The organism is Mycobacterium asiaticum (genome assembly GCF_001673315.1).
Taxonomy (GTDB): domain Bacteria; phylum Actinomycetota; class Actinomycetes; order Mycobacteriales; family Mycobacteriaceae; genus Mycobacterium; species Mycobacterium asiaticum_B.
Window position 1 is genome coordinate 51,967 of the sequence record NZ_LZLQ01000023.1, and the last position, 26,369, is coordinate 78,335.

Sequence of the window (26,369 nt, forward strand, 5' to 3'; positions counted from 1 at the left end):
CGGCGCAGCGCGTCCAAACGCAAGAAGGCCGACCCAAACGATTAGGTTCGTAACTATGGACGAAGACCGGGATGAATCCGCATTCACCTGGCAAGGCAAGGACGAGCTGGCGAGCCAAATCCACGAACAAATAAACGAGCTGCTAGCGGCGCGCGAGCAGCTGGAACATCTGTTGCGGGCAATCGTCGAAATCGGTTCGGATCTGGATCTGGACGTGACCTTGCGTCGAGTCGTGAAAGCGGCGATGGAACTGACCGGTGCCCGGTACGGAGCCCTTGCGATACGGGGTCCCGACGGTGCACCGGCCACCTTCGTGCAACTTGGCATGGATGCCGAGACGGCCCGCCTGCTGGGTGAGCTGCCGGTTGGTGACGGCCTGCTACTCGACGACGTGAGTGTGCTCCCGGAGGCGAGCGCTCTGCTTGCGCACGACTTTGCGATGCGGGCGCTACTGGCGATACCCATCACGGTGCGAGCGGCTGATTTCGGCAATCTCTATCTCGGCGACGACCGGCCCGGGCAGGCGTTCTCCAAGTCGCACGAAAGCGGCGTGCGAGCGTTGGCCACGGCAGCGGCCGCCGCCATCGACAACGCGCGGCTATTCGAGCGCGAACGGGAATCATCGAAGTGGACCAACGCGAGCCGGGAGATCACCACAGCACTGCTGTCTGGTGACCCCCAGACCAGGCCGTTGCAGTTGATCGTGAATCGCGCGCTGGAATTGGCCGATGCCGAGCAGGCGATCTTGCTGGTACCGCTGGAACCGGATTTGCCCGTCGACGAGGTCGACACCCTTGTCGTGGCCGCGACCGCCGGGCGGTACTCCTCCGAAGTGATCGGTCGGCAGGTTCCCATGGCCGGGTCCACGACAGGTGGTGTCGCACGTCGCGGTCTTCCGTTGATCACCGACTCTTTCCAGTACCCGATTGAGGGATTCACCGATGTCGGTGAGCGCTCAGCAATCGTCATGCCGCTGATCGCCAATGACGCGGTGCTCGGTGTGATAGCTGTTGCGCGCCAACCCCAGCAGTCCCCGTTCGGCAACGACTACCTGCAGCTAGTCAGCGACTTTGCCCGGCATGCGGCCATCGCGCTGGCGCTGGCCGCGGGTCGTGAGCACGCGCTCAACCAGGAGCTTGCACTCGCCGATACCGTGGATGAGGCCGTGCACGCTGCGGCCGAGGAACTCCGTCGGCTCTGGCGTGCGCGCCGGGTCTTGGCCGTGACATTCCCTAGCCGCAGCAATACCGCGAGGCCACTGTCGTCCGCACCGCTGGTGGTGTCGGTCGGCGAGAGTGCGCAGTGGACTGACCTGCCATCGGAGACGCAAGAGACCCTCGCCTCGCTGCGCGACGGCGACCTGCTGACGGCGAGCGCACCACAAGCCGGGACCGCGGGCATAGCACTGCAGCACCCCGAGGGTGTGCTGGTGGTCTGGATAGACCTGCCCGAGCGGCGGCTGTTCACGCTGGAAGATCAGACCCTGCTGACTGTGCTGGCCGGCCGTCTTGGCCAGGGTTTGCAGCGAGTGCACCAGGTCGACCAGCAGCGCGAGACCGCCCTTGCCCTGCAACACGCGATCCTTGGTCCCGCGGAACTCCCGACCGGGTTCGCTGTGCGCTACCAGGCCGCGAGCCCGCCCCTGCAGGTCGGCGGCGACTGGTATGACGTTGTCGATCTCGAGGACGGTCGCATCGCGATGGTGGTGGGCGACTGCGTGGGTCACGGTCTGTCGGCTGCCACCGTGATGGGGCAGGTGCGCAGCGCTTGCCGTGCGTTGCTGTTTCACAGCTCCAGTCCCAGTGCGGTGCTGGCGGGGTTGGACCGGTTCGCAGCGCGCCTGCCGGGCGCCCAGTGCACCACCGCTGTCTGTGTGGTGCTGGATCCCGACACCGGCGATTTGGTGTACTCCAGCGCCGGGCATCCGCCTCCTATCCTGGTGCACGCCGACGGGAGTGCTCAGCTACTCGATGGAGGCCACTCCTTGGTGTTAGGCATGCGCACCGACTGGACTCGGCCCGAAGCCAGTGTCTCGATGTCGCCGCGCTCGACTCTGGCGCTTTACACCGACGGGCTCGTGGAACGCCGCCGGACCGCCATCGAACAGGGCATTTTCAACGTCGCCGGCGTCGTTCAGGATGGCCGGGCCACCACGCTGGACAGCCTCGCGGACCAGGTCATGTCCCGCGTCGCGCCAAGCGGCGGCTACCAAGACGACGTGGTTCTGATGCTTTACCGCCATCCCGCTCCGCTGGAGCTGCGATTCCCGGCCCATCCTGACCATCTCGCCCCGACCCGCACCGCCCTACGGCGGTGGCTGACGAAGGCCCAGGTGAACCCGGACCAGACGATGAAGGTGCTCATCGCTGCCGGCGAGGCTGTTTCCAACGCGATCGAGCACGGTCACCGTCAGAATCCGGGTGGCTCGATCACCCTGGACGCGACAGCGCTCGATGATCAGGTGGAGTTGACCATCACCGACACCGGCACCTGGAAGCCTCCGGAACCGGCTAGCTATCCCAGCCGCGGCCGCGGTATCACGCTGATGCGCGGCCTCATGCACGACGTCGACATCCATCCCGAAACCGCCGGAACAACAGTTCGTCTAGCCACGAGGATCAGCTGATGCCCACGGTGCTCACACTGGAAAGCGCTCGCTCCGATGACGGGAAGCTTGTGCTGACCGCTTTAGGAGAGATCGATCTGAGCAATATCGATGCATTCGACGATGCTCTCGGCACGGCCGCCGCCGAGGCCGCCAACAACAGCGAACGGCTTACCGTCGACCTCAGCGAGGTCGAATACCTGGACAGTGCCGCCATCAATGCGCTTTTCAGTCGGGCCGACCACATTCAACTCATCGCCCACCCGCTGCTCATTTCCATCCTGACCATGAGTGGGCTGAACCAGCTTGTCCACGTCGAACCCGCCCAGCCGATGGGGGAGCATTCGCAGGCCTGAACCGCAGGCGGCGATGAGTGTCGTCCGGATTCGGAGTCAACCCCAATATGCGCTCACTCATCATCACCCAGAACATCACGCTCGACGGTTCGGTCGAGATGCTCGACGACTGGTTCGATCCGGAATCACACAACGACGACGAACTCATAGCCGAAATGCGTCGCCAGGATGAAACCGCCGACGCACTCCTGTTGGGCAGACAGACATTCGAGGATTTCCGCGGCTACTGGCCGAACCAGAACGATGATCCCACCGGCGTCGCCGACTACATCAACAGCGTCGCCAAGTATGTGGTGTCCGGCACGCTGACCGAACCGCAATGGCACAACTCGACCATCCTGTCCGGTGGCCCTGTGCACGATGTCGAGACACTCAAAGCTGCACCGGGCGGTGACATTGTGGCCACCGGCAGCATCACCCTCTGCCACACCTTGATTGCCGCCGGCTTGGTTGACGAATACCGGCTGTTCATCTATCCCTACGTTCAGGGGCGTGGACGTAGGTTGTTCCCGGACGGGACAACCCTTGCCGGAGTGAAGCCGGCAGCAGGGCCAAGAGCATTTCCGGCCGGTGTCACCCTGGTCAGTTGGCGCGCCCCAGCCGTTTGACCGCGGATCGTCCACCCGCACAACGGCTTCGACCAACGGATGTGTGGTGAGCGAGGCACCCATCGCCGATCGGAATGCCAAAGAAGCTGTGGGTATTCGGGGGCTGACTTCCGGATACGGCTATGGTGACCGAGGTACTTCTGGTAGGGATAGGTACCCGCAATTGCTGTCGATGTTGAGCATCAGCACCTATGGCTTGATTTGAGCGGCAGGTTCAGTGCCGGCGCAGCGTGTGGCTGTGCCAGTCCGCCTGCCGTTGTTGCTGAAAGGTGCCTGATGTCGGCCAGCCCTATTGATGTGCTGCTCATCGAAGACGACGCCGGGGATGAGTTGATCACCCGGGAAGCGTTCGAACAGCACATGATCGCCAATACCTTGCACGTGGCGCGCGATGGCGCCGAGGGGTTGGACTTCGTCTACCGCCGCGGGCACCACCGCAGCGCCCCACGCCCCGACCTGATCCTGCTCGACCTGAACCTGCCCAAGTACGACGGCAGGTACGTTCTGCAAACCCTCAAACGTGACCCTGACCTGCAGCACATACCCGTCGTGGTGCTCACCACGTCGTCATCCCAGGAAGACGTCGTGCGGAGCTACGAACTGCATGCCAACGCCTACGTGACCAAGCCCGTCGACCTCGACCAATACATCGATGCCGTTCGCCAGATCGACCACTTCTTCGTCCAGGTGGTGCGGTTGCCACCGCGCAGCTGACCGGGGCCGGCGAGAAGCAAACAGGGCACTGCCCGCCAGGCGAATGTTGGACCCACACCGGGAGTACAGCCGTGTCCGCGTTCACGCAGACGGCAGAGTGATCCGGATGGGACCACTCCACGCGGCACCGGGATCGAGGACACTACCGCGCTGAGTGATCGCGACGTCACCGGCGGTGGCCAACTCCCGGGCCAGTTCACGCGCGTCGGGCATCAGATCGCGCCAGGTCTCGCCGCCTACTGCCCGCGCCGCGTCCGAAGGACAGATACTGCTGTGCGGGCCGCGGTGCCTGGCAAGGGCGAGGATCGACGACCTCAGGCGCTGCCTGATCGGCCCAGTCCCCAAAGCGATTTCGGCGTCGTCGGCGCCTGGGCCGCCGCCATCACCCACCCGCTGCAATTCGGCCTGTAATCGCTGGATCACGCTGTCAGACAACAGCTAACCGCTCGGGGAGTACGTTGCCTGCAGCTTCAACGGTGCTGGATACCGGCCGGGTCGGCACGAACCGCTCGCAGAATCGGTCGGTGTTGTTGTCATCTGTCGACCCGGGTAGCAGCGGCTCAGTCGGGCGGAGCGGGCGTCATCGATCCGATGAAGTACGTTTCGTGCCCGGTGGGGTAACCACCGCCATTGGTGGCGATGTGGACGTGGTCGTAATGGTTGGCGGTTTCGTTGCCCAGGTCGGCCGTCCAACTTCCCGAGCGGATGCCGAGATAGATCTTCTGACGCCAGATCACATGGTCGATTCCCCACCGCTTGGCATTGGCCAGAGCTAGCCCGGCGATCTGATCGCCCAGTGCGATGCCCTCCGGGCTGCTGTGGTCAGGGATCATTACGTCGATCGCCAACCCGCTCGGATGCCATCGCAACGCATCCTGCCGGAACCCGCCGATGGTCTTGATCTCCGGAAACAGCACACCGATGGCGCGGGCCGCCCAGATGGTCTTGATCTGCAAACCCGACTCGGGCGCCACCCCCGCGGGCAACGCGATCTGGAAGTCCTGGGCCGCCATCGGTGCGTTACCGGCCAGCATCGCCGCCTCGGCGGCACTGGCGATCTGCGGCCCGTTGGGCGGTGGTGTGCTGCTGACCTGGCTGGTCGGCGGCGCGGCCGTGGGGGTCTCGGTGCAGCATGGCGTCTTGGGTTTGATGCCTTGGGCGTAGATCATGGCGGCGGACAGGACCAACGAGGCCACAATTGCCAGCAAGCGTCCCCAGGTCTTGGTTGACGCAACTTTGCCCACGAAAGCACTCTAGTGTCGGATGGGGCCAATGTGGCAGAGTTTGTCGGTTGTTCGGAGGTTTTTTATTCTCGTCCGCGAGCGCTCCGTCAGCGGCCGGCTTCGATCCCGGCCACGGTCTCGGCGGCGGACGCGCCGCAAACCCGTTGCAGATCCACCGGGCCTGCGGCCAATAGATCGTCGATCCGCCGTCTCAGGCTCCCCGACGTGAGCTGGGCATAGAGGTTCGCGCCCGGACACGACGTGGTCGGCGCGAAGTCACGGTGGCTGGCCAGGGTGCCCGGCGAAACGCCGAATCGCTGTGCAGCCCAAGCGAATACGATCGCGGTCCCGCGCAGTTGTGCGTCGGAGACAGCTTCCTTGTCGAAATCGCCTTCGCACAGGACGAGGAAGTGGCCGGTCGGGTCGTAGTCCGTTGCGGTGTCACCCACCAACTCGGGTGCCCGCAGTTCGTAGATGTTGCCGTTGCGGTCGACGCTGAAGTGATACGCGATGTCGATCCAGCCGTGGGTGTCCTGGTGATAACGCTGGTGCTGACGCAGCCTGCCGGGCGCGTTGCTGTTGGCGCCCAGAACGACGCCGGAATGGTGCAGCGTCAATCGGGTGATCGTGTGCGGTGTGCCACCGGGACGTGGCGGCCGGGCTCCCCAGGCATCCCGGCACAGCAGTTCGGCCGACGTGATGCTCGGCGCCGGAGACGATGCGGGCGGCGGGACGGACGGCGCCGCGCTCGCGGAGGTTGTTGGGGCGGGCCCGGGACTACTGGTGGTGCTGGGACCGAGGCTGGGATGTGCGGTCGCGCACCCGGCGACAGCAGTCAGTGCACCGCCGGCCGCCACTTGTAAAAGCCGGCGCCGGCTTACCGCATCCGGATGCTTTGCCGACCGGGTCACTTCCGGCCGGGCAACTTCATGACGGTGCGCACGATCGGCAGCAAAGACTTCTGCCAGAGACTGGACGGAACACCGCGGGGCGGGTCGAGATTGAACACCCGAGCGGTGGCGATGGTCTGCGATTCGGTGTACTTCAGCAGGCCCTCGGGACCATGTCTGCGCCCGACACCAGAGATGCCCATGCCACCCATCGGCGCGCTGAGGCTACCCCAGGCAAACGCATACCCCTCGTTGACGTTCACCGTTCCCGAGCGCAACCGGGCGGCGATGGCCTGGCCCTCCGCGGAGGAACCCGCCCACACGCTGGCGTTGAGTCCGTATTCGGTGTCGTTGGCTTTTTCCACGGCCTCGTCCACGTCGGCGACGGGGTAGATGGAGACCAGCGGCCCGAAGGTCTCGTTCGCGGCGCATTCCATCTCCGGCGTCACGTCGGTCAGCACGGTCGGCTCGTAGAACAGCGGCCCGATGTCGGGTCGCGCTTTGCCGCCCGCAATCACCTTGGCGCCCTTCGACGTTGCGTCATTCACGTGATCAGTGACGGTGTCCAGCTGATCCTTGGAGATCATGCTGCCCATGTCGACCGCAAAGTCGTAGGAGGTGCCGAGCTTCATATTGCGCACCGCTTCGCCGAACTTGCGGATGAAATCGTCGGCGACGTCCTTCTCGACATAGATGCGCTCGATGGAAATGCACAGCTGGCCGGCGTTGGAGAAGCAGGCGCGGGTGGCGGCCTTGGCGGCCTTGTCGAGGTTGGCGCCGCGCGTCACGATCATGGCGTTCTTGCCGCCGAGTTCGGCGGAGAAACCGATCAGCCGGCGGCCCGCCTGCTCGGCCAGATGGCTGCCGGTCTGGGACGACCCGGTGAACATCAGATAGTCGCAGTTCTCGGTGATCGCGGTGCCAACGACGGATCCCGGACCCGGGACGACCGCGTAGAGCGCCCGCGGCAATCCGGCCTGGTACAACAGTTCGGCGCATGCGAGCGCGCAGTAAGGGGTCTGGCTGTCCGGCTTCAGCACCACGGCGTTGCCCGCCAGCAGGGCCGGCACCGAGTCCGATGCCGTCAGCGTCATCGGGTAGTTCCACGGCGAGATCACGCCGATTACACCCTTCGGCTGATAACACACCGTCGTCTTACCGATCGCCGGCAGCAGCGACTGCACCTTCTGCGGTTTCAGCAGATCAGCGGCAACTCGTACGTAGTAGTTCGCGTTCGCCATCAGATCGACGATCTCTTCCTGCGCCGCCCACCGGGCTTTGCCCGCCTCGGCTTGCAGCAGGTCCATCAAAAGCTCGCTGTTCTTGATGACCAGGTCGCGATAACGCGCAATGACCTCGATTCGCTCATCCACTGGGCGTTGGGCCCATTCGGCCTGCGCCGCTCGAGCCTGCGCGAAAGCCGTCTCGACGTCGTCCGCCGTCCCAATCGGGATGGTGGTGAGGGGCTTGCCGGTGAAGACCTCGTCGATTGTCTTGGTCGGCCGGTCGGAGACGTCCTTGATTGCGGCAAGCGCACGCAGGCGGTCGAAGACCTCGGCGGTGGGTGCAGGCATATCGCTACCTCTCGAAAAAAAGCACAGGCATCTTTGCCCTCAGCGTATAGCCGCTTATCGAGCAGATATGCGTCGCGCTATTTCACCGTATCGCTCGAATCGCTCGGCATCGCCGAGCGCGTTGTACAGCACGAGGCGGTCGGCGGTGCCGCCGTATTTTGCGACGAGCGCGTCAGCCAGGCCGTCCCAAGTCGATTCGGTGGCGAACGCGGCGATGTGCTCGTCGGTGATTTGGGCGGCCATTCCGGCGAAGTCACCAGCCTTCTGGCGCTCGCGGATGCGGGCTGTGGTGCCGTCAAATCCCGCCTCGTCCAGGATGAACGCGTAATTGGGGGTACTCGCGTAGAAGCTGAGGCTGGCCCGCACCAACTCGCGTTCGTCGCGGCGCTCCTCTTCGGTGTCGCCGACAATCGTCATAACCGGCACGATGATCGCGACATCGGAGGACGAGCGTCCCGATCGCTCGGCGCCGGCGGCCACACCAGGCACCACGTGGCGCGCGAGATACCCGGGTTCGCCGAGCGGATGGACATGGACCCCGTCGGCGACCTCGCCGGCCATGCGCAACATCCACGGATTGACCGCGGCGACGTCGACCTTGGGATCTGCGGCGTCGATGGGCCCGGCGCTCCACTGCGAGGTGATGAAATCCAGTTGGTAGAACTCGCCGCGATGGTCGAGTTTGCCCGTCCGGAACGCAGCGAAGCAGGCTTTCACCGCGCGCACGTAGTCGCGAAGACGCGGACCGGGAGGGTCGAACGGCATGCCGTAACGCCGCACGACGTGCGTGCGAACCTGCGTACCCAGGCCCAGTCGGAAGTTACCGTTGGTCGCTTCCTGCAGCTCCCAGGCCGTGGCCGCGGTGACGAACGGACTGCGGGGAAAGGCGACCGCGACGCCGGTCGAGAGGGCCAGGCCGGGTGCCGCCGTGGCTGCTACGGCTGCATTGAGGTAGGCAGTGCGTCCCGTTTCGGTGAATAGCAGTCCGTTGAATCCCGCCACTTGGGCGCGCCGGGCCACCTCGCCGATCCGGTCCAAGGGTTGCGGGATGGTCATCACGTCGACCTGCACGGTCGAACGCTACATCTCTCACGCTGCCCACGCTGCCCAAGCTGCTCACGCGTCCCACGCTGTCCCCACGCTGCGCGGGTGCGGGTCGGCCCCGTATCGTCGAAAACGTGTGTGGAGCCGCTGGTGAGGTGCGACTCGATGGTCAAGTGCCCGATGTGGCAGCCGTGGCAGCCATGGCTGCCGTGCTGGCGCCCAGGGGGCCCGACGGAGCGGGCACCTGGTCACAGGGACGGGTAGCGCTGGGCCATCGCCGCCTGAGCATCATCGACCTGTCCGAAGCCGGGGCCCAGCCCATGGTGGACGCCGACCTGGGCCTGACGATCGCCTGGAACGGCTGCATCTACAACTACAAGGAGCTCCGGTCCGAGCTCCAAGGCCACGGCTACCGGTTCTTCTCCCACAGCGACAGCGAGGTGCTGCTCAAGGCCTACCACCGTTGGGGTGACGACTTCGTCAGCCACCTGATGGGCATGTTCGCCTTCGCCATCGCCGAACGGGACACCGGCCGGGTGCTGCTAGGCCGCGACCGGCTTGGCATCAAGCCGCTCTACTTTTCCGAGGACAGTCATCGAATCCGCTTCGCCTCCTCGCTGCCGGCGTTGCTGGCCGGCGGCGGCGTGGACACCCGGATCGACCACGTCGCGCTGCATCACTACATGACCTTCCACTCGGTGGTGCCCGCGCCGCTGACGATCCTGCGCGGCGTCCGCAAGATCCCGCCCGCGTCGCTGGTCGCGATCGAGCCCGATGGCCGGCGCAACACCACGACCTACTGGACGCCCGACTTCACCCGGCGCGGCGACCGCTCCGACTGGTCCGAAAAGGACTGGGAAGACGCGGTCCTCGAGTCGCTGCGCACCGCCGTGCAGCGCCGGCTCGTCGCCGACGTTCCGGTCGGCTGCCTGCTGTCGGGGGGCGTGGATTCCAGCCTGATCGTCGGTCTGCTCGCCGAGGCGGGCCAGCACGGTCTTTCCACCTTCTCGATCGGTTTCGAGGCGGCGGGCGGCGTCGAGGGCGACGAGTTCAAGTGGTCCGACATCGTGGCCGAACGCTTCGCTACCAATCACCATCAGATCCGGATCGGAACCGACCGGATGCTGCCCGCACTCGCCGGAGCCATCGGCGCGATGAGCGAGCCGATGGTCAGCCACGACTGCGTTGCGTTCTATCTGCTGAGTCAGGAAGTGGCGCGGCACGTCAAGGTCGTCCAGTCCGGTCAGGGCGCTGACGAGGTGTTCGCCGGTTACCACTGGTATCCGCCGATGGGCGGCCCGGGGGCGGGCGACCTCGAGGGCGCGGTGGCCACTTACCGGAAGGCCTTCTTCGATCGGGACGCTACGGGGCTACGCGCGCTGCTGTCGCCGGAAGTGGTGGCGCCCGATGATCCCAGCCAGCGATTCGTCGCCGAACATTTCGCCAGAGCCAATGCCGAGACCGGCATCGACCGTGCGTTGCGCCTCGACACAACCGTGATGCTCGTCGACGATCCGGTGAAGCGGGTGGACAACATGACCATGGCGTGGGGTCTGGAGGGACGGGTGCCGTTTCTGGACCACGAGTTGGTCGAGCTGGCCGCGAGCTGCCCGCCGGAGCTGAAGATCGCGCACGACGGCAAAGGTGTGCTCAAACAGGCCGCGCGCCGGGTGATTCCGTCGGCGGTGATCGATCGCCCCAAAGGTTACTTCCCGGTTCCCGCGCTGACTCACCTCGAAGGGCCTTACCTCGACATGGTCCGCGACGCGCTCTATGCACCAGTTGCCAAGGAGCGCGGGCTGTTTCGCGCCGATGCGGTGGAAGGGCTGCTGGCCGACCCGAACCGGAGACTGACCCCGTTGCGCGGCAACGAGTTGTGGCAGATCGCGCTGCTGGAAATGTGGCTGCAGCAACACGGCATCACGGGCGCCGCGGCATGAGTGACACCGACCCCGCAGCGGAACACGAGGAACACACCGAGGCGATCACGCTAGCCCTGCACGAGGCCTCGCCGCCGGAGCTGGTGGCCGCGATGGAGAAGAACGTCGTTCTCGAACTAGGTTGGGGCCGAATAATTTTCGGCCAAACCTTCGCCGACCCAGACACCCTGGCCGAAGTATTGCGGCAGGAAGCGCTGGGACGCCGCGACATCTGCATCTACGCCCGCGAATCCCACGTCGTCGTCGCCGGGGCCTCAGCCGAGCTGTTCATCGATCCAAGCCACACCTATCGTCTCCGATTCACCGGCGAGGAGGAGGAGCCGGTACCGTCGCCGCCCGCTGCCACCGTGCGCACGCTGCAGGACGAGAGCGAGGCTGACGCGATGAATCGGGTCTACGTCCGTTGCGGAATGGTTCCGGCACCGGTCGAGACGATCTGGCACAACCATCAGCATGTGGAGGCGTTGACCTACCTGGTTGCCGTCCGGGACGACGACGGCGCTGTGGTGGGCACCGTCACCGGCATAGACCATGAGTTGCTGTTCTCCGATCCGGAGGAGGGTTCCAGCTTGTGGAGTCTGGCCGTGGATCCGGCGGCCGGACTTCCCGGACTCGGGGAAGCTTTGACCAAGGCGCTGGCCGACCACTTCCGCCGCAAGGGCCGCGCGTACATGGATCTCTCTGTCGCGCACGACAATGCCGCTGCCATTGGCCTCTACGAAAAGCTGGGTTTCCGGCGTGTCCCGGTACTGGCGATCAAGCGGAAGAACGCGATCAACGAGCCGCTGTTCACGCCGCCACCAGAGACTATCGATGACCTCAATCCCTACGCCCGGATCATCGCCGACGAGGCGCTGCGCCGGGGGATCTGGGTGGAGGTGCTGGACGCCGAGACCGGCGAGATTCGACTTTCGCACGGCGGACGCAGCATCATCACCCGCGAGTCGCTGTCGGAATTCACTTCGGCGGTCGCGATGTGCCGGTGCGACGACAAACGACTGACTCGACGCCTGGTCGCCGATGTCGGCATCAATGTGGCTCGTGCCCGGCTGGCCACCTTCGACGATGCCGACTTCGCGTTCCTGACCGAGGTCGGCGAGGTGGTCGTCAAACCCACCCGCGGCGAGCAGGGCAAGGGCATCACCGTCGGGGTGGCCGCGGAAAACGGACCCGGCGAGTTGGCCGCCGCGCTGGCGCGCGCGCGGGAGCAATACCCCGAGGTGCTGATCGAGCAGCGGATGAAGGGCGACGACCTGCGCTTGGTGGTCATCGACGGCCGGGTGGTCGCCGCCGCGTTGCGGATGCCGCCGGAGGTCATCGGCACGGGGGAGCACAGCATCCGCGACCTGATCGCATCGGAAAGCCGCCGCCGATCGGCGGCCACCGGTGGTGAGTCACGGATACCGATCGACGACATCACCGAGGCCACCGTCGCCGAATCGGGCTGGCATCTTGACGATGTGCTGCCACAAGGAACCAGACTGCGCGTCCGCCATACCGCCAACCTGCATCAGGGCGGGACGATCCACGACGTGACCGCTCAGGTCAACCCGGAGCTGTGTCGCGTTGCCGTGGCCGCCGCCGAAGCGATCGGAATACCGGTCACCGGCATCGACTTGTTGGTGCCGGACGTCACCGGCACCGAATACACGTTCATCGAAGCCAACGAGCGGCCGGGATTGGCCAATCACGAACCACAGCCCACGGCAGCGGCTTTCATCGACTATCTGTTCCCCGGCCGTCCCGGCCAACCGCCCGCCTGGACTCCCGAGGAGTCGGTGAGTTCCGACCACTGATCGGACCGCGGCAGTGCCGCCGCAACGGCGGCCACCAGCAGCAGCGTCACGACGTCACCCCACAGGTGCATATGTCGACCAATCCAAACCAGGTGGTTAGGAGTACGAGTGAGTAACAATCCGTTCGATGACGAAAACGGCCGCTTCTTCGTATTGGTCAATGACGAGGAACAACACAGCCTTTGGCCTGTATTCGCCGATATTCCGTCCGGATGGCGGATCGTCTACGGCGAGGCGGATCGGGCGGCTTGCGTGGATTACGTCGAGCAGAACTGGCCTGACATTCGGCCCAAGAGTCTGCGGGACAGGTTTGCGCAGGGTACGGGGTCTTGAGCCGTAAGCCGTAGGCCGTAGGCCGTAAGCCGTTCGGCGGACCGGCACAGGATGCCCTGGCACCGAACTCGACATGCAACCCACGCACGCCGGCGGCTAACTGTCGCATGGGCATTCAGCCGATCGCAGTGCCGAAGAGGTGGCCTACTTCGTAGGTGAACGCCAAACCAGCGCCACCACCGAGAACCACCCGCAGCACCGCGCGGCGCACGCTGCTCCCGCCGAGGCGGGCGCTCAGTGCCCCGGCTACGCCCAGGGCAAGCAACACCGCGGCGAACGTCACCGGCACCCGCCAGGTGGGAGTTGGCAGCAGAATCGCCATCAGTGGCAACAGTGCTCCGGCGATGAAAGAAATGGCTGACGAGGCCGCGGCATGCCACGGATTAGCCAGGTCGTCGGGATCGAGCTTCAACTCGACTTCGGCATGTGCGGCGAAGGCGTCATGAGCAGTCAACTCCGTCGCCACCTGAGCGGCGGTCTCAGGCGAGAGGCCCTTGCCCCGAAGGATGTTGGTGAGCTCGGTCAGTTCGGTGTCGGGAGTGTGGCGAAGTTCGTAGCGCTCCTTGGTGAGCAGAGCTTGCTCACTGTCGCGCTGGCTGGACACCGAAACGTATTCGCCCAGCGCCATCGACACCGCGCCGGCGACCAGGCCTGCGATTCCGGCGGTGAAGATCGGGCCCCGCTGGCCAGTGGCCCCGGCAACACCGACGACGATGCCGGCAACGGACACAATTCCGTCGTTTGCTCCGAGCACCGCTGCCCGCAACCAATTCAGCCGGCCCTTTGCGCCTTCAGAGTGCGGCTCGTCCGGATGCGCAGCCTTGTCGGGGTCGAGCTGGTCACCAACCACGACGTAGAGCCAACCGCACCGGCCGGGATTTCGCCAGCAAGCACAGCCTCACCATGACATCAGGCTCGCCACCGCGAGCGAACCCAGAACAGCGTTGCGCCCAACACCAGGACTCCTGCCCCCGCGATCACCGATGTCAATGGCAACGCGAAAGCCACTACCACGCAACCCAATAGGCCCAACACCGGGACGGCTTTGACTGGCGGGCCTTCGTCGGGCCGCAACGTCATCGCGGAAGCGTTCGCGATTGCGTAATAGACCAGTACGGCGAACGAAGAGAATCCGATCGCGCCGCGCAGGTCAACCGTCACCGCGAGCACCGCGGCTACCGTTCCGACCGCAAGCTCGGCACGGTGTGGCACCCCGAACCGTGGGTGGATCGCGTCAAGCCGACGAGGCAGATTGCCGTCGCGCGCCATCGCCAAAGTGGTCCGGGACACCCCTAACAACAGCGACAACAACGAGCCCAGGGCGGCCAGCACGGCCCCACCGGCGACAAAGGGCAGCAACCACAAGAATCCGGTGGCGCGCGCAGCCTCCACCAGCGGTCGCGCTGTCACGGCAAGACGGTTCGGGCCCAACGCAATAAGCACGGCAACCGCCACCGCGGCGTAAACCAGCAAGGTGATAGCCAAGGCGATCCCGATCGCTCGGGGGATGGTACGAGCCGGATTCCGAACTTCCTCGCCCAGGGTGGCGATACGCGCGTAACCGGCGAACGCGAAGAACAACAACCCCGCCGACTGCAACACTCCGCCCGCTGACACACCACGAAAGGTAGACAGGTGTGCCAGATCGCCAGTGCGCGAACCGATTACGGCTGCCACCACTGCGGCCAATACCAGCAGCACCGCCACCACAATGCTCCGCGACAACCACATCGACTTACGCACACCCAGGTAGTTCACCACCGTCAGGACCACGACGGCGGCCACCGCCACGACGTGCGCATGGGCGGGCCAGGCGTACCAACCGACCGTCAGCGCCATCGCCGCGCACGACGCTGTTTTGCCGACGACGAACCCCCACCCCGCCAGGTATCCCCAAAACTCACCGAGTCGTTGCCGGCCGTAAACATACGTGCCACCCGAAGCGGGATACAGCGCCGCCAACCGTGCCGACGAAGTGGCGTTGCAGTAGGCGACCACCCCGGCTACCGCCAAACCGATCAATAATCCCGCACCGCCAGCCCGCGCCGCAGGCGCCAGCGCCGCAAAAATACCTGCACCCAGCATCGAGCTCAGGCCGATGATCACCGCGTCGCCGACACCCAGCCTGCGCTGCAACCCGGTTCCGCCCCCAGAGCCTGGAGCATTCTCTGCCGTCACGACACCACGTTACGGTTTCACCGGGCGGCGGCCATCAGCTCGTCGAAGGCGTGATCCATGCACTCTGCGTATCTGGCCGGATCGGGAAGGGCGTCGCGGTCGGCCGTCGCGCTGATGGACAAGGTTCCGTCATAGCTTGCGACCACGTGGCACAGGTTCAAGCCGCCGATCAGCGGACCGAGGCCGGCCGCACGCAACAGGCGGGCACCGTGAAAGAAGATCGGCACGGTGGGGCCCGGCACATTGGTGACGGTGGTGTTGGCGACGGTCGGACCAGAGAAGGGAAGCACGCTCGCGGCTTTGGCGGTCACCCCAAGCAGAGCCGTCGGCAACGTCGCCACCAGCTCCAGCACCTGGGTTCTGCTGGAATGCTCAGTCTCCGAACGGCTTTCAGCTGTCGATGCGGCGATCGCGGCGAGTCTTTCCAGCGGATCAGCGACGTCGGTGCCGAGTCCCTGCAGCCGGCCGAACAACATGTTCCCTTTGCCGCTCTCGTCACCGGCGTCGCGCAGCGATATCGGGCACGCCGCAACAAGTGGTTCGTCGGGCAACTCGCCGTGCCCGTCCAGATACTCGCGGAGCGCACCGCCGACGTATGCCAACGCCACATCGTTGATGGTCGAACCGGGCACACACGCCTTGATCTTCTTGAAGTCCGCCAGATCGTGGAACCTGGCCTCGAACACCCGGTGCGGCGACACCGTCTGGTTGAAGCGGGTCTTCGGCGGAAACGACGGCCTGCTGCCGTCGGCAACGCTGCTCACCAGTCCGCCGACCACCTTGCCCGGCATGCCCCACAGACTGCGGACGATCTTCGGTGCACTCGATACCACGACTCGGCCGGCCCGCAGCGGATAAAGCGCGGCGTTGACGGCCGTGCGGGACAACAGTTCCGAGGTCGAAGGGAGCGCTGCCGGCTGCCACGGCAGGTCCGGTGCCGTGGGCCGCGGACTGTCCGCGGCAAGGTCGTGCAGCGCCGCGATCATCTGCACGCTGGCCATACCGTCGACCGCGCAGTGGTGCAGCTTCAGCGCCATCGCGAACGAGCCTTTCGGCACGCCGGGGACGGCGTTGAGGCCCTCGATGACGGTGATCTCCCACGGCGGGCGGCGCAGGTCGATCTGCCGGGCGTGCAGTCGCGCCACCTGAATGCACAGCTGCCGCCAGTCGCCAGGCTGGGGTAACCCGATATGGCGAACGTGATATTCGAGATCGAAATTCGGGTCGTCGACCCAGTAGGGCATGTGCAGCCCACCCGGCAACTCCGTCAGCCTCCGGCGGAAGACCTCGGCGAGGTGCAACCGCGCGTCGAGTTCCTCGAGAATCCCTTTGAAGGTCACCCGGCCGCCCGGGGCGGTCGACGGGTCATAAATCAACAGCATCTGAATCTGTAGCGGCGTCGCCGGACCCTCGGCACGCAGCATCATGTCGTCGCTCCAACTCAACTGCTGCACCGACTGCCTCCTTCGAGACACTTTGGTTGGCGATTCTCGCGTTCGCAACCAATACTGCTGCATCGTTGGCACCGATGCGCAACAGTCGGCCAGCAGTCAACGTCGTGCCGGACGACGCCGCGAAAGATTTTCACCTCCAACGCGTTACCAGAGCCGAGATACAGACGCGGCTGACGACGTCGGTGTCCGGACCGGCGCCGACGACGAACTACAAAGGAGCCAGATCCGATCCGGTCATCGAGACGAATAGCGTTGGGATGCAACGGCTATTGCCGTTCGGTCCTCCGATAAGCAGGCGGGGCCGGTGGCGTCGCGACCGGTAGAATTCCTACCGCTGAGGTTACCGCTCTTCACCGCCCTGCGCCGGGATGGCGAGCAGCCGCGAATGCGCCTGCACAGCGCAGGTCATCGGGGGAGTTCACCACCTATTCATCTTCGGTAGAAGCGGCGCGTTCATCTTCGCAGAGAAGCGCGCGCCGCCGCTGGCTACAAGCGCGCGCCTATTTCTCACCTCAACCATTAGCCTTATGCCTGGCACGCCACCGCGCACTCGTGTCCGACATGGTAAGTCGGAGATGCAGACGCTTCGGATCGGTTAGCCGCGGAAGGCGGGTGAAGGAGTAGGCGATGGGTGACACGACCGAGGGTTCGCGGGAAGGCACGCAATTCGGCCCTTATCTGTTGCGTCGCCTGGTCGGCCGCGGCGGCATGGGGGACGTCTACGAGGCCGAAGACACCGTGCGTGAGCGGGTCGTCGCGCTGAAGCTGATGTCCGAAACTCTGTCGCTGGACCCTGTCTTCCGCGCCAGAATGCAGCGCGAGGCCCGCACCGCCGGACGGCTGCAGGAACCCCACGTCGTACCCATCCACGACTACGGCGAGATCGACGGCCAGTTGTACGTGGACATGCGCCTCATCGACGGCAAGGACCTGGCCGCCCTGCTGCGGCGTTATGGCCCGCTCACCCCACCGCGTGCCGTGGCGGTGGTGCGCCAGATCGGCTCTGCGCTCGACGCAGCACACGCTGCCGGGGTGACCCACCGTGATGTCAAACCGGAGAACATCCTGGTCAGCAAGGACGACTTCGCCTACCTCGTCGACTTCGGCATTGCCAGTGCCGGTACCGACGAGAAGCTCACCCAACTCGGCAGCACAGTCGGCACGCTCTACTACATGGCCCCGGAGCGCTTCGGCAAGTCCGAAGTCACCTACCGCGCCGACATCTATGCCTTGGCCTGTGTCTTGTACGAGTGCCTGGTCGGCACCCCGCCTTACCGTGGTGACCAACTTGCCGTCATGGGCGCCCACTTGAGCCAGCCAGTCCCGCAGCCCAGCGTCGCGCGGCCGGGCATTCCGCTCGCCTTCGATGAGGTGATCGCACGCGGGATGGCCAAGGATCCGGCCGACCGCTATCCCACCTGCAGCGACCTGTCGGCAGCGGCGTACGCCGCGCTGGCCACGCCTGACCAGGACCGCGCCAGCGACATACTGGAGCGCAGCCAGGCTGGGCAACTGCCGCCGTCGTTACCCAACCAGTCGTTTGACGGATTCGCGCCGAGGCCGGGTGTGCAGGGTTCGATGTGGTCCACCCCGGCCTCGTTCGCGGCCACGCCGCCCGGCGGGCCCCATCCCGCACCCACCGGACCACCCCCGGCGCACTGGGCTGGTACCCACGGGTGGGGCAGCGGCCCGGCGGGCGCCACCGGCGCGCCGCAGTGGGGTCAGCAGTCGGCCCGCCCCACCGGGTTGCTGCGTAAACCGTGGTTGTGGGCGGGGCTGGCAATCGCAGTCATCGTCGCAGTGGTGGCCGGCGTGATCATCGGCTTCTCGCCACGCCGTTCACCGACAGCGCAACCATCCAAGTCTTCCGCACCCGCACCCGCCGCGGACGCGGTCACGCTCAACGTTCTCGACGACGGTGTGTTCGTCGGCAGTTCGGCGGCGGTCGCGACAATCGATGTCTTCAATGAACCGATCTGCCCACCGTGCGGTGCCTTCGTCAGGTCCTATGCCGGTGATATCGACGCCGCGGTGGCCAACAAGAAACTCGGCGTGCGCTACCACCTGTTGAACTTCCTCGACGAGCGGTCGCACACCCAGAATTACTCGACCCGTGCCGTAGCAGCTTCGTATTGTATTGCGGGACAGAACGACTCGAAGATCTATACCAATTTCTATTCCGCTCTGTTCGGCAGCGACTTTCAGCCGCAGGAAGGCGCGGCGTCCGATCGCACCGACGCCGAACTGGCTCGCTTAGCGCAATCCGTCGGGGCGAACACCGACGCGACCAACTGCATCAAGTCGCGAATGGACCTCGGCACCGCGCAAATCAAGGCGAACAATTCCAGCGCGACGTTGGCCGGGTTCAATGCCAACGGCACACCCTTCGTGTGGGACGGCACCGGTGGGGTGGATCTTCAAAACCCGAACTGGCTGACGAAATTGATCGGCTGAACGGCGAGGACTGATGACCGAACGCATCGAGATTGAGCGCACCATCGCCGCCCCGGCCGCTGACGTATTCGCGGTTCTCTGCGACCCGCAAGGCCACGTGGCAATCGATTCGTCGGGGATGCTGCAAGCCGCCGAGGGCGATTCGGTGACGGCGGTCGGCGATACCTTTGTGGTCCACATGGATCGCGAAGCGCTGAACGACTTTCCGCAACTAGGCAAGTACGACGTCACAGTCGAGATCACGGAGTTCGAACGCGACCGGTTGATCGCATGGACGATCCTGGGCCAGATCCGGCCGCAGATCGGTCATGTCTATGGCTACCGGCTCGAGCCGGCCGATCCCGACCAGCCGGAGGCGGCCACCGTGGTCACGTCGTTCTATGACTGGTCGAACATCGACGCGACCTGGCGCGAGGCAGGCATCTTTCCGGTCATTTCCGAAGGTGCGTTGCGAGCTACGCTCGGGGTCCTGGACCGGACCGTGCGCCGCGGTTATCCACGGGGATAGCAAGCAGTCGATCTCGCGTTCTGAGCATGGCCGAGTTGGTCCGAGACGGTCCGAGACGTCTGGGTTGGTCCAAGCGAGACGGTCCGAGACGGTCCGAGACGGGTAGTACTACTCATCCAGCACTGCGCATGCATAGGCATGCTGGTGGAATGCCATCCGCTACCTCCCAGTCCACTCGTGTGTCCTGTCCGCCTGGGTCCGGCGCTGCTGCTGAACGCACGCGCGACCGTGCCGTCGACGTCGCACGACTGACCGCCCTGGTCGTCGTGATGTTCGGACACTGTGCGCTGCTGCTCGGCACCATTGATGCCGACGGCGTGCGGATCAGCAATCTGCTCGGCGCCATTCCGGCGATTGCCCCGGTGACGTGGGTTGTCCAGGTGATGCCGCTGTTCTTTCTCGCCGGCGGCGCCGCCGGCGCCTACGGCTGGCATCAGGGCACCGCGTGGGGTTCGTGGCTGTTCGCCCGCACGCAGCGGCTGTGCCGGCCGGTGTTCTGGTACCTCGCGGCGTGGACAGCCGCCCTCCTGGTGGTGCGCGTGACGGTCGGGGAAGAGTCCGCGGCCGACCTCGGTCGGGAAAGTGTGGCACTGCTGTGGTTTCTCGGTGTCTACCTGGTAGTGCTTGCGTTCGTGCCGCTGCTGACCAGATTGCGCACGGATCGGATGGTCGCCGTGACGGTGACCGGCCTGCTCAGCGCCGCCGCTGCCGTTGACGCCATCCGGTTCGCCGTCGGCACACCAGCGTCCGGGGTTGCCAACTTCTTGATCGTGTGGCTGATTCCGATGGTGATCGGCGTCGCCTACGCGCGGCAGCTGATCGGTGTTCGCGCCGCGCTCGTGGCCGCGGTCGCTGCATTCGCAGCGCAGACGATGCTGGCTGTGACTGGAATATACGAGGTTTCGCTGGTGGTGACCGGCGTCGAGCGGATGTCCAACGTGTCGCCGCCGACGTTGCTGCTGGCGCTGCATTGCACCTGGATGTCGTGCGCATTCGTGGTGGCCGCAGCCCCGATCCGGCGCTGGGCGGCGCGGCCGCGTGTCTGGCGGGCGGTAGCGGTGGGCAATGGGGGAGCCATGACGCTCTACCTGTGGCACATTCCCGCCATTGCCTTCGCCGCGGTCGGCTTGCACGCGGCCGGTCTGGACGCCTATGACGTGCACGCGCCGGGATTCTGGGGGCTGCTGGGCCTACGGGCGGTGGTGTTCGCCGTCGTGATGGCGGGCATGTTCAGGTTGCTGTCACCGCTCGAGCACCGACGCCTGCCCTGGTGGGACGGGCCAATCCGGTCTGGCCGCACCAGAGCCACGATCGCCGGTGTCCTGGTCTGTGTTGCCGGCGTCGCGCTGGTATTGCTCGCCAAGAACGGGATGACCGGTGTCGGCGGGTGGACGGCGTTGGGTTGCTTCCTGGCGGCTGCGATCAGTGCCCGGGTGGCGGTGAGCGGCGCGCCATCCGCGACTCCGGTGCAGCCCAGTCGGTCGACACCTTCCGGTGCTTGATCCGCCAGGTATCGGCGTCGGGCACCAGGACGTCGCGGTAGCGACCGAAATGATCCAGTCCGATATGGGTCAACACGGTGAAGTACGAGGAGACCGAGGCCCGCTCCGGTGACACGCCGGTGAACACCACGTTGGCCACGTTGTGGCGGACGACGGGATTGACATCGGTGCCGGCTGCGACGCTGCCGGTCAGCCCGCGCAGGAAGCCCGCGATCTCGGATCGGCCGCGCAGCGTTTGCCCGCCACGGATCTCGAGGACACCGTCCGCGCAGAACGTCGCAGCAAGCTCATCGGCCAGGCCGGCATCACCCGACCAGTTGTAGGTTGCGAGAGTATCCCGAATCTGCTCGCGCGCAACGAGTTCCCAGATCTCCACCGCCGTGCCTCCTCAGCCGAATGGACGGTTTTCGCGCACTCCGCGGTACATGCCCCAGCGCACGATTAACGGCATGACCACGTGCTCCACCGACCACAACGGGAACCGGAACGCATGACCGGTGGGAAAGAACACCTCCAGGCCATCGGGCTGAATTCCCAACAGCGAACCCCACCGCCGGGTAGGTGCCCGAAACGCGCGCAACGGCCGTCCTTCGAACCTGGCGCGAATGTTGCGGGCCACCAGAGCATCTCCCCGGTTCCGGGCGGAACTGCGCAATGGGTCGGTCGCCGCCACGTCGCCGACTGCGAAGACCTCCGGGTGACTCGGCACCCACAGCTCCGGTGTCACCTGAACGAACCCGCGCTCGTCAAGCAATTCCTTTGGCAGCCAAGCGGTATTGGGTCGCACGCGCCCGATAGCCCACAGCACGGCATCGGCGACGGCAGGGGTTTGTCCGGAGCTCCACCGGACGGGTTCATTGGTGATCTCGTCACCGGTGAAATGGTCGGTGACCACAGCCCGGTGCCCGGCGTGCAGCCCCACCCCGAGCTGCTGCAACCGACGGTGAATACGGTTCCAGATCCGCGGGTGATATTCGCCCAGTGGGCGTTCACCGGGAAAGTACAGGTCGACTTGTTTGTGCGGCCAGGTGCTGGCCATGTTGACCGCGGCGCTGACCGCGGCCGCTCCGCCGCCCACCACGATCACCGATCTCGCGGTCGCCAGTTGCTCATGAGCGGCGTACAGATTCGCGCCGACATCAGCGGCTGACTGCAGCGTCGGCTGGCGCCAGAACCCATTGCTCACCCCGGTGGAGATCACCAGCGCGTCGTAGCGTTCGGTGAAGGTGGCGCCGTCCTGACCGCGGCAGACGACCTCGCGGGCCGCTAGGTCCACTCCCGTCAGCTCGCCCTGGATCGTCCGTACCGGGTCGAGCCGGCGAAATCTGTCGAACGGAATCCAGTAGTCCCGCGCCCAATCGTCGGGACGGGAGAGTCGGATGCCGAGTTCCTGGCCGCTCACCAGTCCGGGCTTGACGGAGATTCCGACGACGTCGGCGTGCGGGGCCAGCCGGATTGCGGCCAGCAGGCCGACGTCCCCGAGTCCCGCGATGACGACGCGTTTGCGGCTCACGCAGCGGCTCTGCGTGGCGGCCGCGGTACAAAGCGCGGCACCCGATCGATGACGTCCTGATAGTCAGGGCGGCGCTGTAGGCTCCGCGTCTCCATCATCGGAATGCTCGCGCCAAGGAACATGGCCAGCATCAGCAGCGCCCCGACAAACAACCACCACGCATCACCGGGCGATGTCGCCACGCCGAACAACGCCAGAGCAAACCAGAAACTGAACTCGCCGAAATAGTTCGGATGCCTGGACCAGCCCCACATCCCGCGTGTCATCGCCTCGCCGGGGCGCCGATCGCGGACGAATCGGTGCATCTGTACATCGGCGACAAGCTCCAGGGTGACCGCAGCCAGGCCGATCACGAACGCGACGATCGTCAACCATCGGATGTCGGCCCTGGCGTAGGTGACACAGACGTACACGGGCACCATGCCGACGAAGACCTGCGTCGTCGGGATGAGATGGATTGCGACCAGGTCGACAACCGCCTCCCATCGTCCCGCGCGCTCGCGGAACATCGGGTAGCGCCAATCTTCGTGGTGCAGGCCGGGAAACCCGTAGACCCAGTTGGCGGTTAATCGCACCGCCCACAACAGGACCAGCACCGCCACCAGCCAACAACGCAACTGGTCAACCTCGGGCCCGGCCTGACTCCACCAATAAAACGTGAGCAACGGCGGGATGACACTCCAATAGGCATCGTAGAAGCTCGAGTTGCCATAGGCACGGCTGAATGCGAACACCACCACGGTGGCCAGCACGTCGGCGATGAAAGTATCGAGCCACAGCCGACCCGTGTCGGGGCCCCACATCAGCCAGGCGGCGGCCACACCAATCGCGACCACATAGGCGATGGTGACGAGTGCCAGCGATCGGGCTCTGCTCGTGGTAGTGGTCATGTGCCCGGTTCACTTCTCCGACTGTGCTTTTCGGCCATCCGGGTCTCCTTGCCACGCTGCCCGGTCATCCCGGGGCCTCGGCCGCGGTCGGCAAAACTGTAACACGTTCTATTTGCCGACCGGCCCAGGGTTAGGGTGCCGGTGACTCGTGCGTGACGGCCTGGTAACCCCGTGCACCCGCCCGGTCGACTGCCGCCTTGACCACGCCGAAGATGAGCCCCTGGAGTCCGGCACCGATCAGCGCAGACCGGGTCGAGTTGCTCAGGTCTTTAGGATCCGGCGGAGCCTGGTCGTCATCGCTGAAGCGCTTCCACACTTGACTGAAGACGGCGCCGGCCAGTAAACCACCCGACACACTCGTGGCGATCGACAGCGGCATGTACAGGGCTTTGGACTTTGCACTCATGACGTCCTGATACCCCACCGTGGTGGCGCCAAATCCGGGGAATCAGAACCGCGCCCGGCCACCAGAACCTAGTGGCCTTCGGGGCGCTCGGTGCGCGTCCGTTGTCCGGCGCCTACTCCTCGTGGGCCTGCTGCAGCAGGATCATCGCCCGTCCGTCGACCGTGATTTTGCCTTTCGGCGGGATCGGGGCCTGTTGCTCCACCTGTCCGGTAGCAGTCGAGGTATCCAACACGGCGAGCCATCCGGAACCGAATTCATCGGGAGGCAAGGAGAATTCGATGGGCTCGTGGTGGGCGTTGAAGCACAGCACAAAGGAATCGTCGGTGATGCGCTGGCCGCGTGAATCCGTCCCAGGAACGCCCAGACCGTTCAGGTAGACCGCGATCGACTTACCGAATCCGGAGTCCCAATCGTCGTCGCTCATCTCCGATCCGTCTGGCCGGAACCACGAAATGTCAGGAATGCCTTCGGAACCGCGCCGTCGTACCGGTGCTCCGGTGAAGAAACGACGCCTCCGGAAGACCGGGTGGCCGGCCCGCAGCGCCGTCACCGACCGGGTGAACTCGATGAGATCGGTGTCAGCGTTGTCCCAGTCGATCCAGGTCAGCTCGGAATCCTGACAGAATCCGTTGTTGTTGCCGTTCTGGGTGCGACCGAGTTCATCGCCATGGCAGATCATCGGCACGCCTTGCGACAGCAGTGTCGTTGCCAGGAAGTTGCGCTGCTGCCGGGCGCGCAGCGCGTTGATCTCCGGATCGTCCGTCGGGCCCTCGACGCCACAGTTCCACGACCGGTTGTGCGACTCACCGTCGTTGTTGTCTTCTCTATTGGCTTCGTTGTGTTTCTCGTTGTAGGAGACCAGGTCTCGTAACGTGAAACCGTCGTGTGCGGTGACGAAGTTGATGGACGCAACGGGCCGGCGGGCGGTGTGCTCGTAGAGGTCGGCAGAGCCGCTGATCCGGGAGGCGAATTCGCTGAGAATGGCGTCTTCCCCGCGCCAGAAGTCGCGGATACTGTCGCGGAACTTGCCGTTCCACTCGGTCCACTGCGGTGGGAAGTTGCCCACCTGGTATCCGCCCGGCCCCACATCCCACGGTTCGGCTATCAGCTTGACCTGGCTGACGATCGGATCCTGTTGCACGAGTTCGAAGAACGCCGACAACCGGTCGACGTCGTAGAATTCGCGCGCCAGGGTCGACGCGAGGTCGAAGCGGAATCCGTCGACATGCATCTCGGTGACCCAGTAGCGCAGTGAGTCCATGATCAACTGCAAGGTGTGCGGGTGACCGACGTTGAGGCTGTTGCCGGTACCGGTGTAGTCCATGTAGTACTGCTTGTCGTCATCGACCAGGCGGTAGTAGGCGGCGTTGTCGATGCCGCGCATGGACAGGGTGGGGCCCATGTGGTTGCCCTCAGCGGTGTGGTTGTAGACGACGTCGAGGATCACCTCGATGTTGGCTTCGTGCAGGGCGCGCACCATGGCCTTGAATTCCTGCACCTGGCCGCCGGGATTGCTGCTGGCGGTGTACTTGAAGTCGGGAGCGAAGAACCCGATTGTGTTGTAACCCCAGTAGTTTGAAAGCCCCTTCTCGATGAGAGTCGAGTCGTTGGCGAAGTGGTGCACCGGCATCAGTTCGATCGCATTGACGCCGAGGCTGGTCAGGTGCTCGATGATCGCGGGGTGTGCGATGGCCGAATAGGTGCCCCGCATGCGATCGGGGATGGCGGGGTGAGTCTGGGTGAGCCCTTTGACGTGAGCCTCGTAGATGACGGTGTCGGCGTACTCGTGGCCGGGTGGACGATCCACCCCCCAGTCGAAGTAGGGGTTGATCACCACGGATTTCGGCATGTTCGCCGCAGAGTCCTCGTCGTTACGGCTGTCTGGTTCACCGAAGTTGTAGCTGAACAGCGACTGGTCCCATTGGAAGCTGCCGTCGATCGCTTTCGAGTACGGGTCGACGAGCAACTTGTTGGGATTGCAACGCTGGCCGTTGCCGGGATCGTAGGGGCCGTGCACCCGGAACCCGTACCGCTGGCCCGGTTCGACACTGGGCAGGAAGCCGTGCCACACGAACCCGTCGATCTCGGGCAGGGCAACCTTCGTTTCAGTGCCGTCGTCGTCGAACAGGCACAGTTCGACCTGGTCGGCCACCTCACTGAAGACCGCGAAGTTCGTCCCCGACCCGTCATAGGTTGCCCCGAGCGGGTAGGCCTTGCCGGGCCAGACCTCTACTCGCTCCTGGTCACCGGAGACCGCGGTCTGCTGCGCACCGCCGTTAGTCACCACCGTGCCTCCTGCACTTTCTGATTGATTCCCCCCGGGCTGTGAGCATCGGCGGTCGGGGGACTGTATATCCGCTGATGTGCCGCCCTAAGCATGA

At 65.1% G+C, this 26,369-nt stretch carries 23 protein-coding genes; 10 read left to right on the top strand and 13 right to left on the bottom strand.

Features of this window, described 5'->3' with window-relative positions:
- Window positions 1-55: 55 nt before the first annotated feature.
- The 4 genes from A5636_RS03545 to A5636_RS03560 all read left to right on the top strand — a co-directional run bounded on the left by A5636_RS03545 (window position 56) and on the right by A5636_RS03560 (window position 4,283).
- Window positions 56-2,626 (top strand): SpoIIE family protein phosphatase, encoded by a 2,571-nt coding sequence (locus tag A5636_RS03545; RefSeq protein WP_065157314.1) that lies wholly within the window; start codon window positions 56-58, stop codon window positions 2,624-2,626.
- Window positions 2,626-2,961 carry an STAS domain-containing protein gene (locus tag A5636_RS03550; RefSeq protein ID WP_065157315.1) on the top strand — a complete coding sequence of 112 codons (336 nt, stop codon included), beginning with the start codon at window positions 2,626-2,628 and terminating at the stop codon, window positions 2,959-2,961. The genes A5636_RS03545 and A5636_RS03550 overlap by 1 nt, the downstream gene beginning before the upstream one ends.
- A gap of 47 nt (window positions 2,962-3,008) precedes the next feature.
- Window positions 3,009-3,569: a dihydrofolate reductase family protein gene (locus A5636_RS03555; RefSeq protein ID WP_065157346.1), complete on the top strand. Its 561-nt coding sequence runs from the start codon at window positions 3,009-3,011 to the stop codon at window positions 3,567-3,569.
- A gap of 276 nt (window positions 3,570-3,845) precedes the next feature.
- Entirely contained in the window at window positions 3,846-4,283 is a 438-nt protein-coding gene (locus tag A5636_RS03560) for a response regulator (RefSeq protein ID WP_065157316.1), read from the top strand.
- Window positions 4,284-4,364: 81 nt separating this feature from the next.
- Here the strand turns inward: A5636_RS03560 and A5636_RS03565 are convergent, their stop codons facing one another.
- The 5 genes from A5636_RS03565 to A5636_RS03585 form a co-directional block, all read right to left on the bottom strand.
- Window positions 4,365-4,718: a DUF3253 domain-containing protein gene (locus tag A5636_RS03565; RefSeq protein WP_253900479.1), complete on the bottom strand. Its 354-nt coding sequence runs from the start codon at window positions 4,716-4,718 to the stop codon at window positions 4,365-4,367.
- A gap of 125 nt (window positions 4,719-4,843) precedes the next feature.
- A complete protein-coding gene (locus A5636_RS03570) occupies window positions 4,844-5,527 on the bottom strand; it encodes a glycoside hydrolase (RefSeq protein WP_065157317.1) in 684 nt (227 codons plus the stop codon).
- Window positions 5,528-5,613: 86 nt separating this feature from the next.
- Window positions 5,614-6,417 (bottom strand): peptidoglycan recognition protein family protein, encoded by an 804-nt coding sequence (locus A5636_RS03575; RefSeq protein ID WP_253900480.1) that lies wholly within the window; start codon window positions 6,415-6,417, stop codon window positions 5,614-5,616.
- The gene (locus A5636_RS03580) at window positions 6,414-7,970 is read right to left on the bottom strand and encodes a succinic semialdehyde dehydrogenase (protein ID WP_065157318.1); all 1,557 of its coding nucleotides are present in this window, start codon (window positions 7,968-7,970) and stop codon (window positions 6,414-6,416) included. The genes A5636_RS03575 and A5636_RS03580 overlap by 4 nt, the downstream gene beginning before the upstream one ends.
- Before the next feature lie 54 nt (window positions 7,971-8,024).
- Window positions 8,025-9,041, bottom strand: coding sequence for a TIGR03617 family F420-dependent LLM class oxidoreductase (locus A5636_RS03585; RefSeq protein ID WP_065157319.1), 1,017 nt, complete (start codon window positions 9,039-9,041; stop codon window positions 8,025-8,027).
- Window positions 9,042-9,148: 107 nt separating this feature from the next.
- On the opposite strand from A5636_RS03585, the gene A5636_RS03590 reads away from it, so the two are divergent.
- The 3 genes from A5636_RS03590 (at window position 9,149) to A5636_RS03600 (ending at window position 13,083) form a co-directional block, all read left to right on the top strand.
- On the top strand, window positions 9,149-10,954 hold the full coding sequence (locus A5636_RS03590) for an N-acetylglutaminylglutamine amidotransferase (protein WP_065157320.1): 1,806 nt from the start codon (window positions 9,149-9,151) through the stop codon (window positions 10,952-10,954).
- Window positions 10,951-12,750 (top strand): N-acetylglutaminylglutamine synthetase, encoded by a 1,800-nt coding sequence (ngg, locus tag A5636_RS03595; protein ID WP_065157321.1) that lies wholly within the window; start codon window positions 10,951-10,953, stop codon window positions 12,748-12,750. The genes A5636_RS03590 and ngg overlap by 4 nt, the downstream gene beginning before the upstream one ends.
- A 108-nt stretch (window positions 12,751-12,858) precedes the next feature.
- Window positions 12,859-13,083, top strand: coding sequence for an MbtH family protein (locus A5636_RS03600; protein WP_065157322.1), 225 nt, complete (start codon window positions 12,859-12,861; stop codon window positions 13,081-13,083).
- 115 nt (window positions 13,084-13,198) lie between these two features.
- Here A5636_RS03600 and A5636_RS03605 read toward each other — a convergent pair whose 3' ends face one another.
- Genes A5636_RS03605 through A5636_RS03615 form a run of 3 tightly spaced genes read right to left on the bottom strand, consistent with a single transcriptional unit; the run spans window position 13,199 to window position 16,715 of the window.
- A complete protein-coding gene (locus A5636_RS03605; protein ID WP_065157323.1) occupies window positions 13,199-13,933 on the bottom strand; it encodes a VIT1/CCC1 transporter family protein in 735 nt (244 codons plus the stop codon).
- 59 nt (window positions 13,934-13,992) lie between these two features.
- Window positions 13,993-15,261, bottom strand: a complete 1,269-nt coding sequence (locus A5636_RS03610) for an APC family permease (protein ID WP_437339793.1) — start codon at window positions 15,259-15,261, stop codon at window positions 13,993-13,995.
- Between the two features lie 17 nt (window positions 15,262-15,278).
- Window positions 15,279-16,715 carry a WS/DGAT/MGAT family O-acyltransferase gene (locus A5636_RS03615; protein ID WP_065157324.1) on the bottom strand — a complete coding sequence of 479 codons (1,437 nt, stop codon included), beginning with the start codon at window positions 16,713-16,715 and terminating at the stop codon, window positions 15,279-15,281.
- A gap of 627 nt (window positions 16,716-17,342) precedes the next feature.
- Between A5636_RS03615 and A5636_RS03620 the strand changes: the two genes are divergently transcribed.
- From A5636_RS03620 to A5636_RS03630, 3 genes are all read left to right on the top strand, one after another.
- Window positions 17,343-19,169 carry a serine/threonine protein kinase PknE gene (locus A5636_RS03620; RefSeq protein ID WP_065157325.1) on the top strand — a complete coding sequence of 609 codons (1,827 nt, stop codon included), beginning with the start codon at window positions 17,343-17,345 and terminating at the stop codon, window positions 19,167-19,169.
- Between the two features lie 13 nt (window positions 19,170-19,182).
- Window positions 19,183-19,677 carry an SRPBCC family protein gene (locus A5636_RS03625; RefSeq protein WP_065157326.1) on the top strand — a complete coding sequence of 165 codons (495 nt, stop codon included), beginning with the start codon at window positions 19,183-19,185 and terminating at the stop codon, window positions 19,675-19,677.
- 149 nt (window positions 19,678-19,826) lie between these two features.
- A complete protein-coding gene (locus tag A5636_RS03630) occupies window positions 19,827-21,179 on the top strand; it encodes an acyltransferase family protein (protein ID WP_081287583.1) in 1,353 nt (450 codons plus the stop codon).
- On the opposite strand, the gene A5636_RS03635 is transcribed toward A5636_RS03630, so the two are convergent.
- The 5 genes from A5636_RS03635 to glgX all read right to left on the bottom strand — a co-directional run bounded on the left by A5636_RS03635 (window position 21,100) and on the right by glgX (window position 26,272).
- Entirely contained in the window at window positions 21,100-21,555 is a 456-nt protein-coding gene (locus A5636_RS03635; RefSeq protein WP_065157328.1) for a nuclear transport factor 2 family protein, read from the bottom strand. The two genes, A5636_RS03630 and A5636_RS03635, sit on opposite strands and share 80 nt — an antisense overlap.
- 12 nt (window positions 21,556-21,567) lie before the next feature.
- Window positions 21,568-22,692 carry an FAD-dependent oxidoreductase gene (locus A5636_RS03640; RefSeq protein ID WP_065157329.1) on the bottom strand — a complete coding sequence of 375 codons (1,125 nt, stop codon included), beginning with the start codon at window positions 22,690-22,692 and terminating at the stop codon, window positions 21,568-21,570.
- Entirely contained in the window at window positions 22,689-23,582 is an 894-nt protein-coding gene (locus A5636_RS03645) for a DUF1295 domain-containing protein (protein ID WP_172827146.1), read from the bottom strand. Before A5636_RS03645 ends, A5636_RS03640 begins: the two co-directional genes overlap by 4 nt.
- Before the next feature lie 130 nt (window positions 23,583-23,712).
- Complete coding sequence (locus tag A5636_RS03650; protein WP_065157330.1) at window positions 23,713-23,988, bottom strand: DUF4235 domain-containing protein; 276 nt, start codon at window positions 23,986-23,988, stop codon at window positions 23,713-23,715.
- Between the two features lie 112 nt (window positions 23,989-24,100).
- On the bottom strand, window positions 24,101-26,272 hold the full coding sequence (gene glgX, locus A5636_RS03655) for a glycogen debranching protein GlgX (RefSeq protein ID WP_065157351.1): 2,172 nt from the start codon (window positions 26,270-26,272) through the stop codon (window positions 24,101-24,103).
- Between the last annotated feature and the right edge of the window lie 97 nt (window positions 26,273-26,369).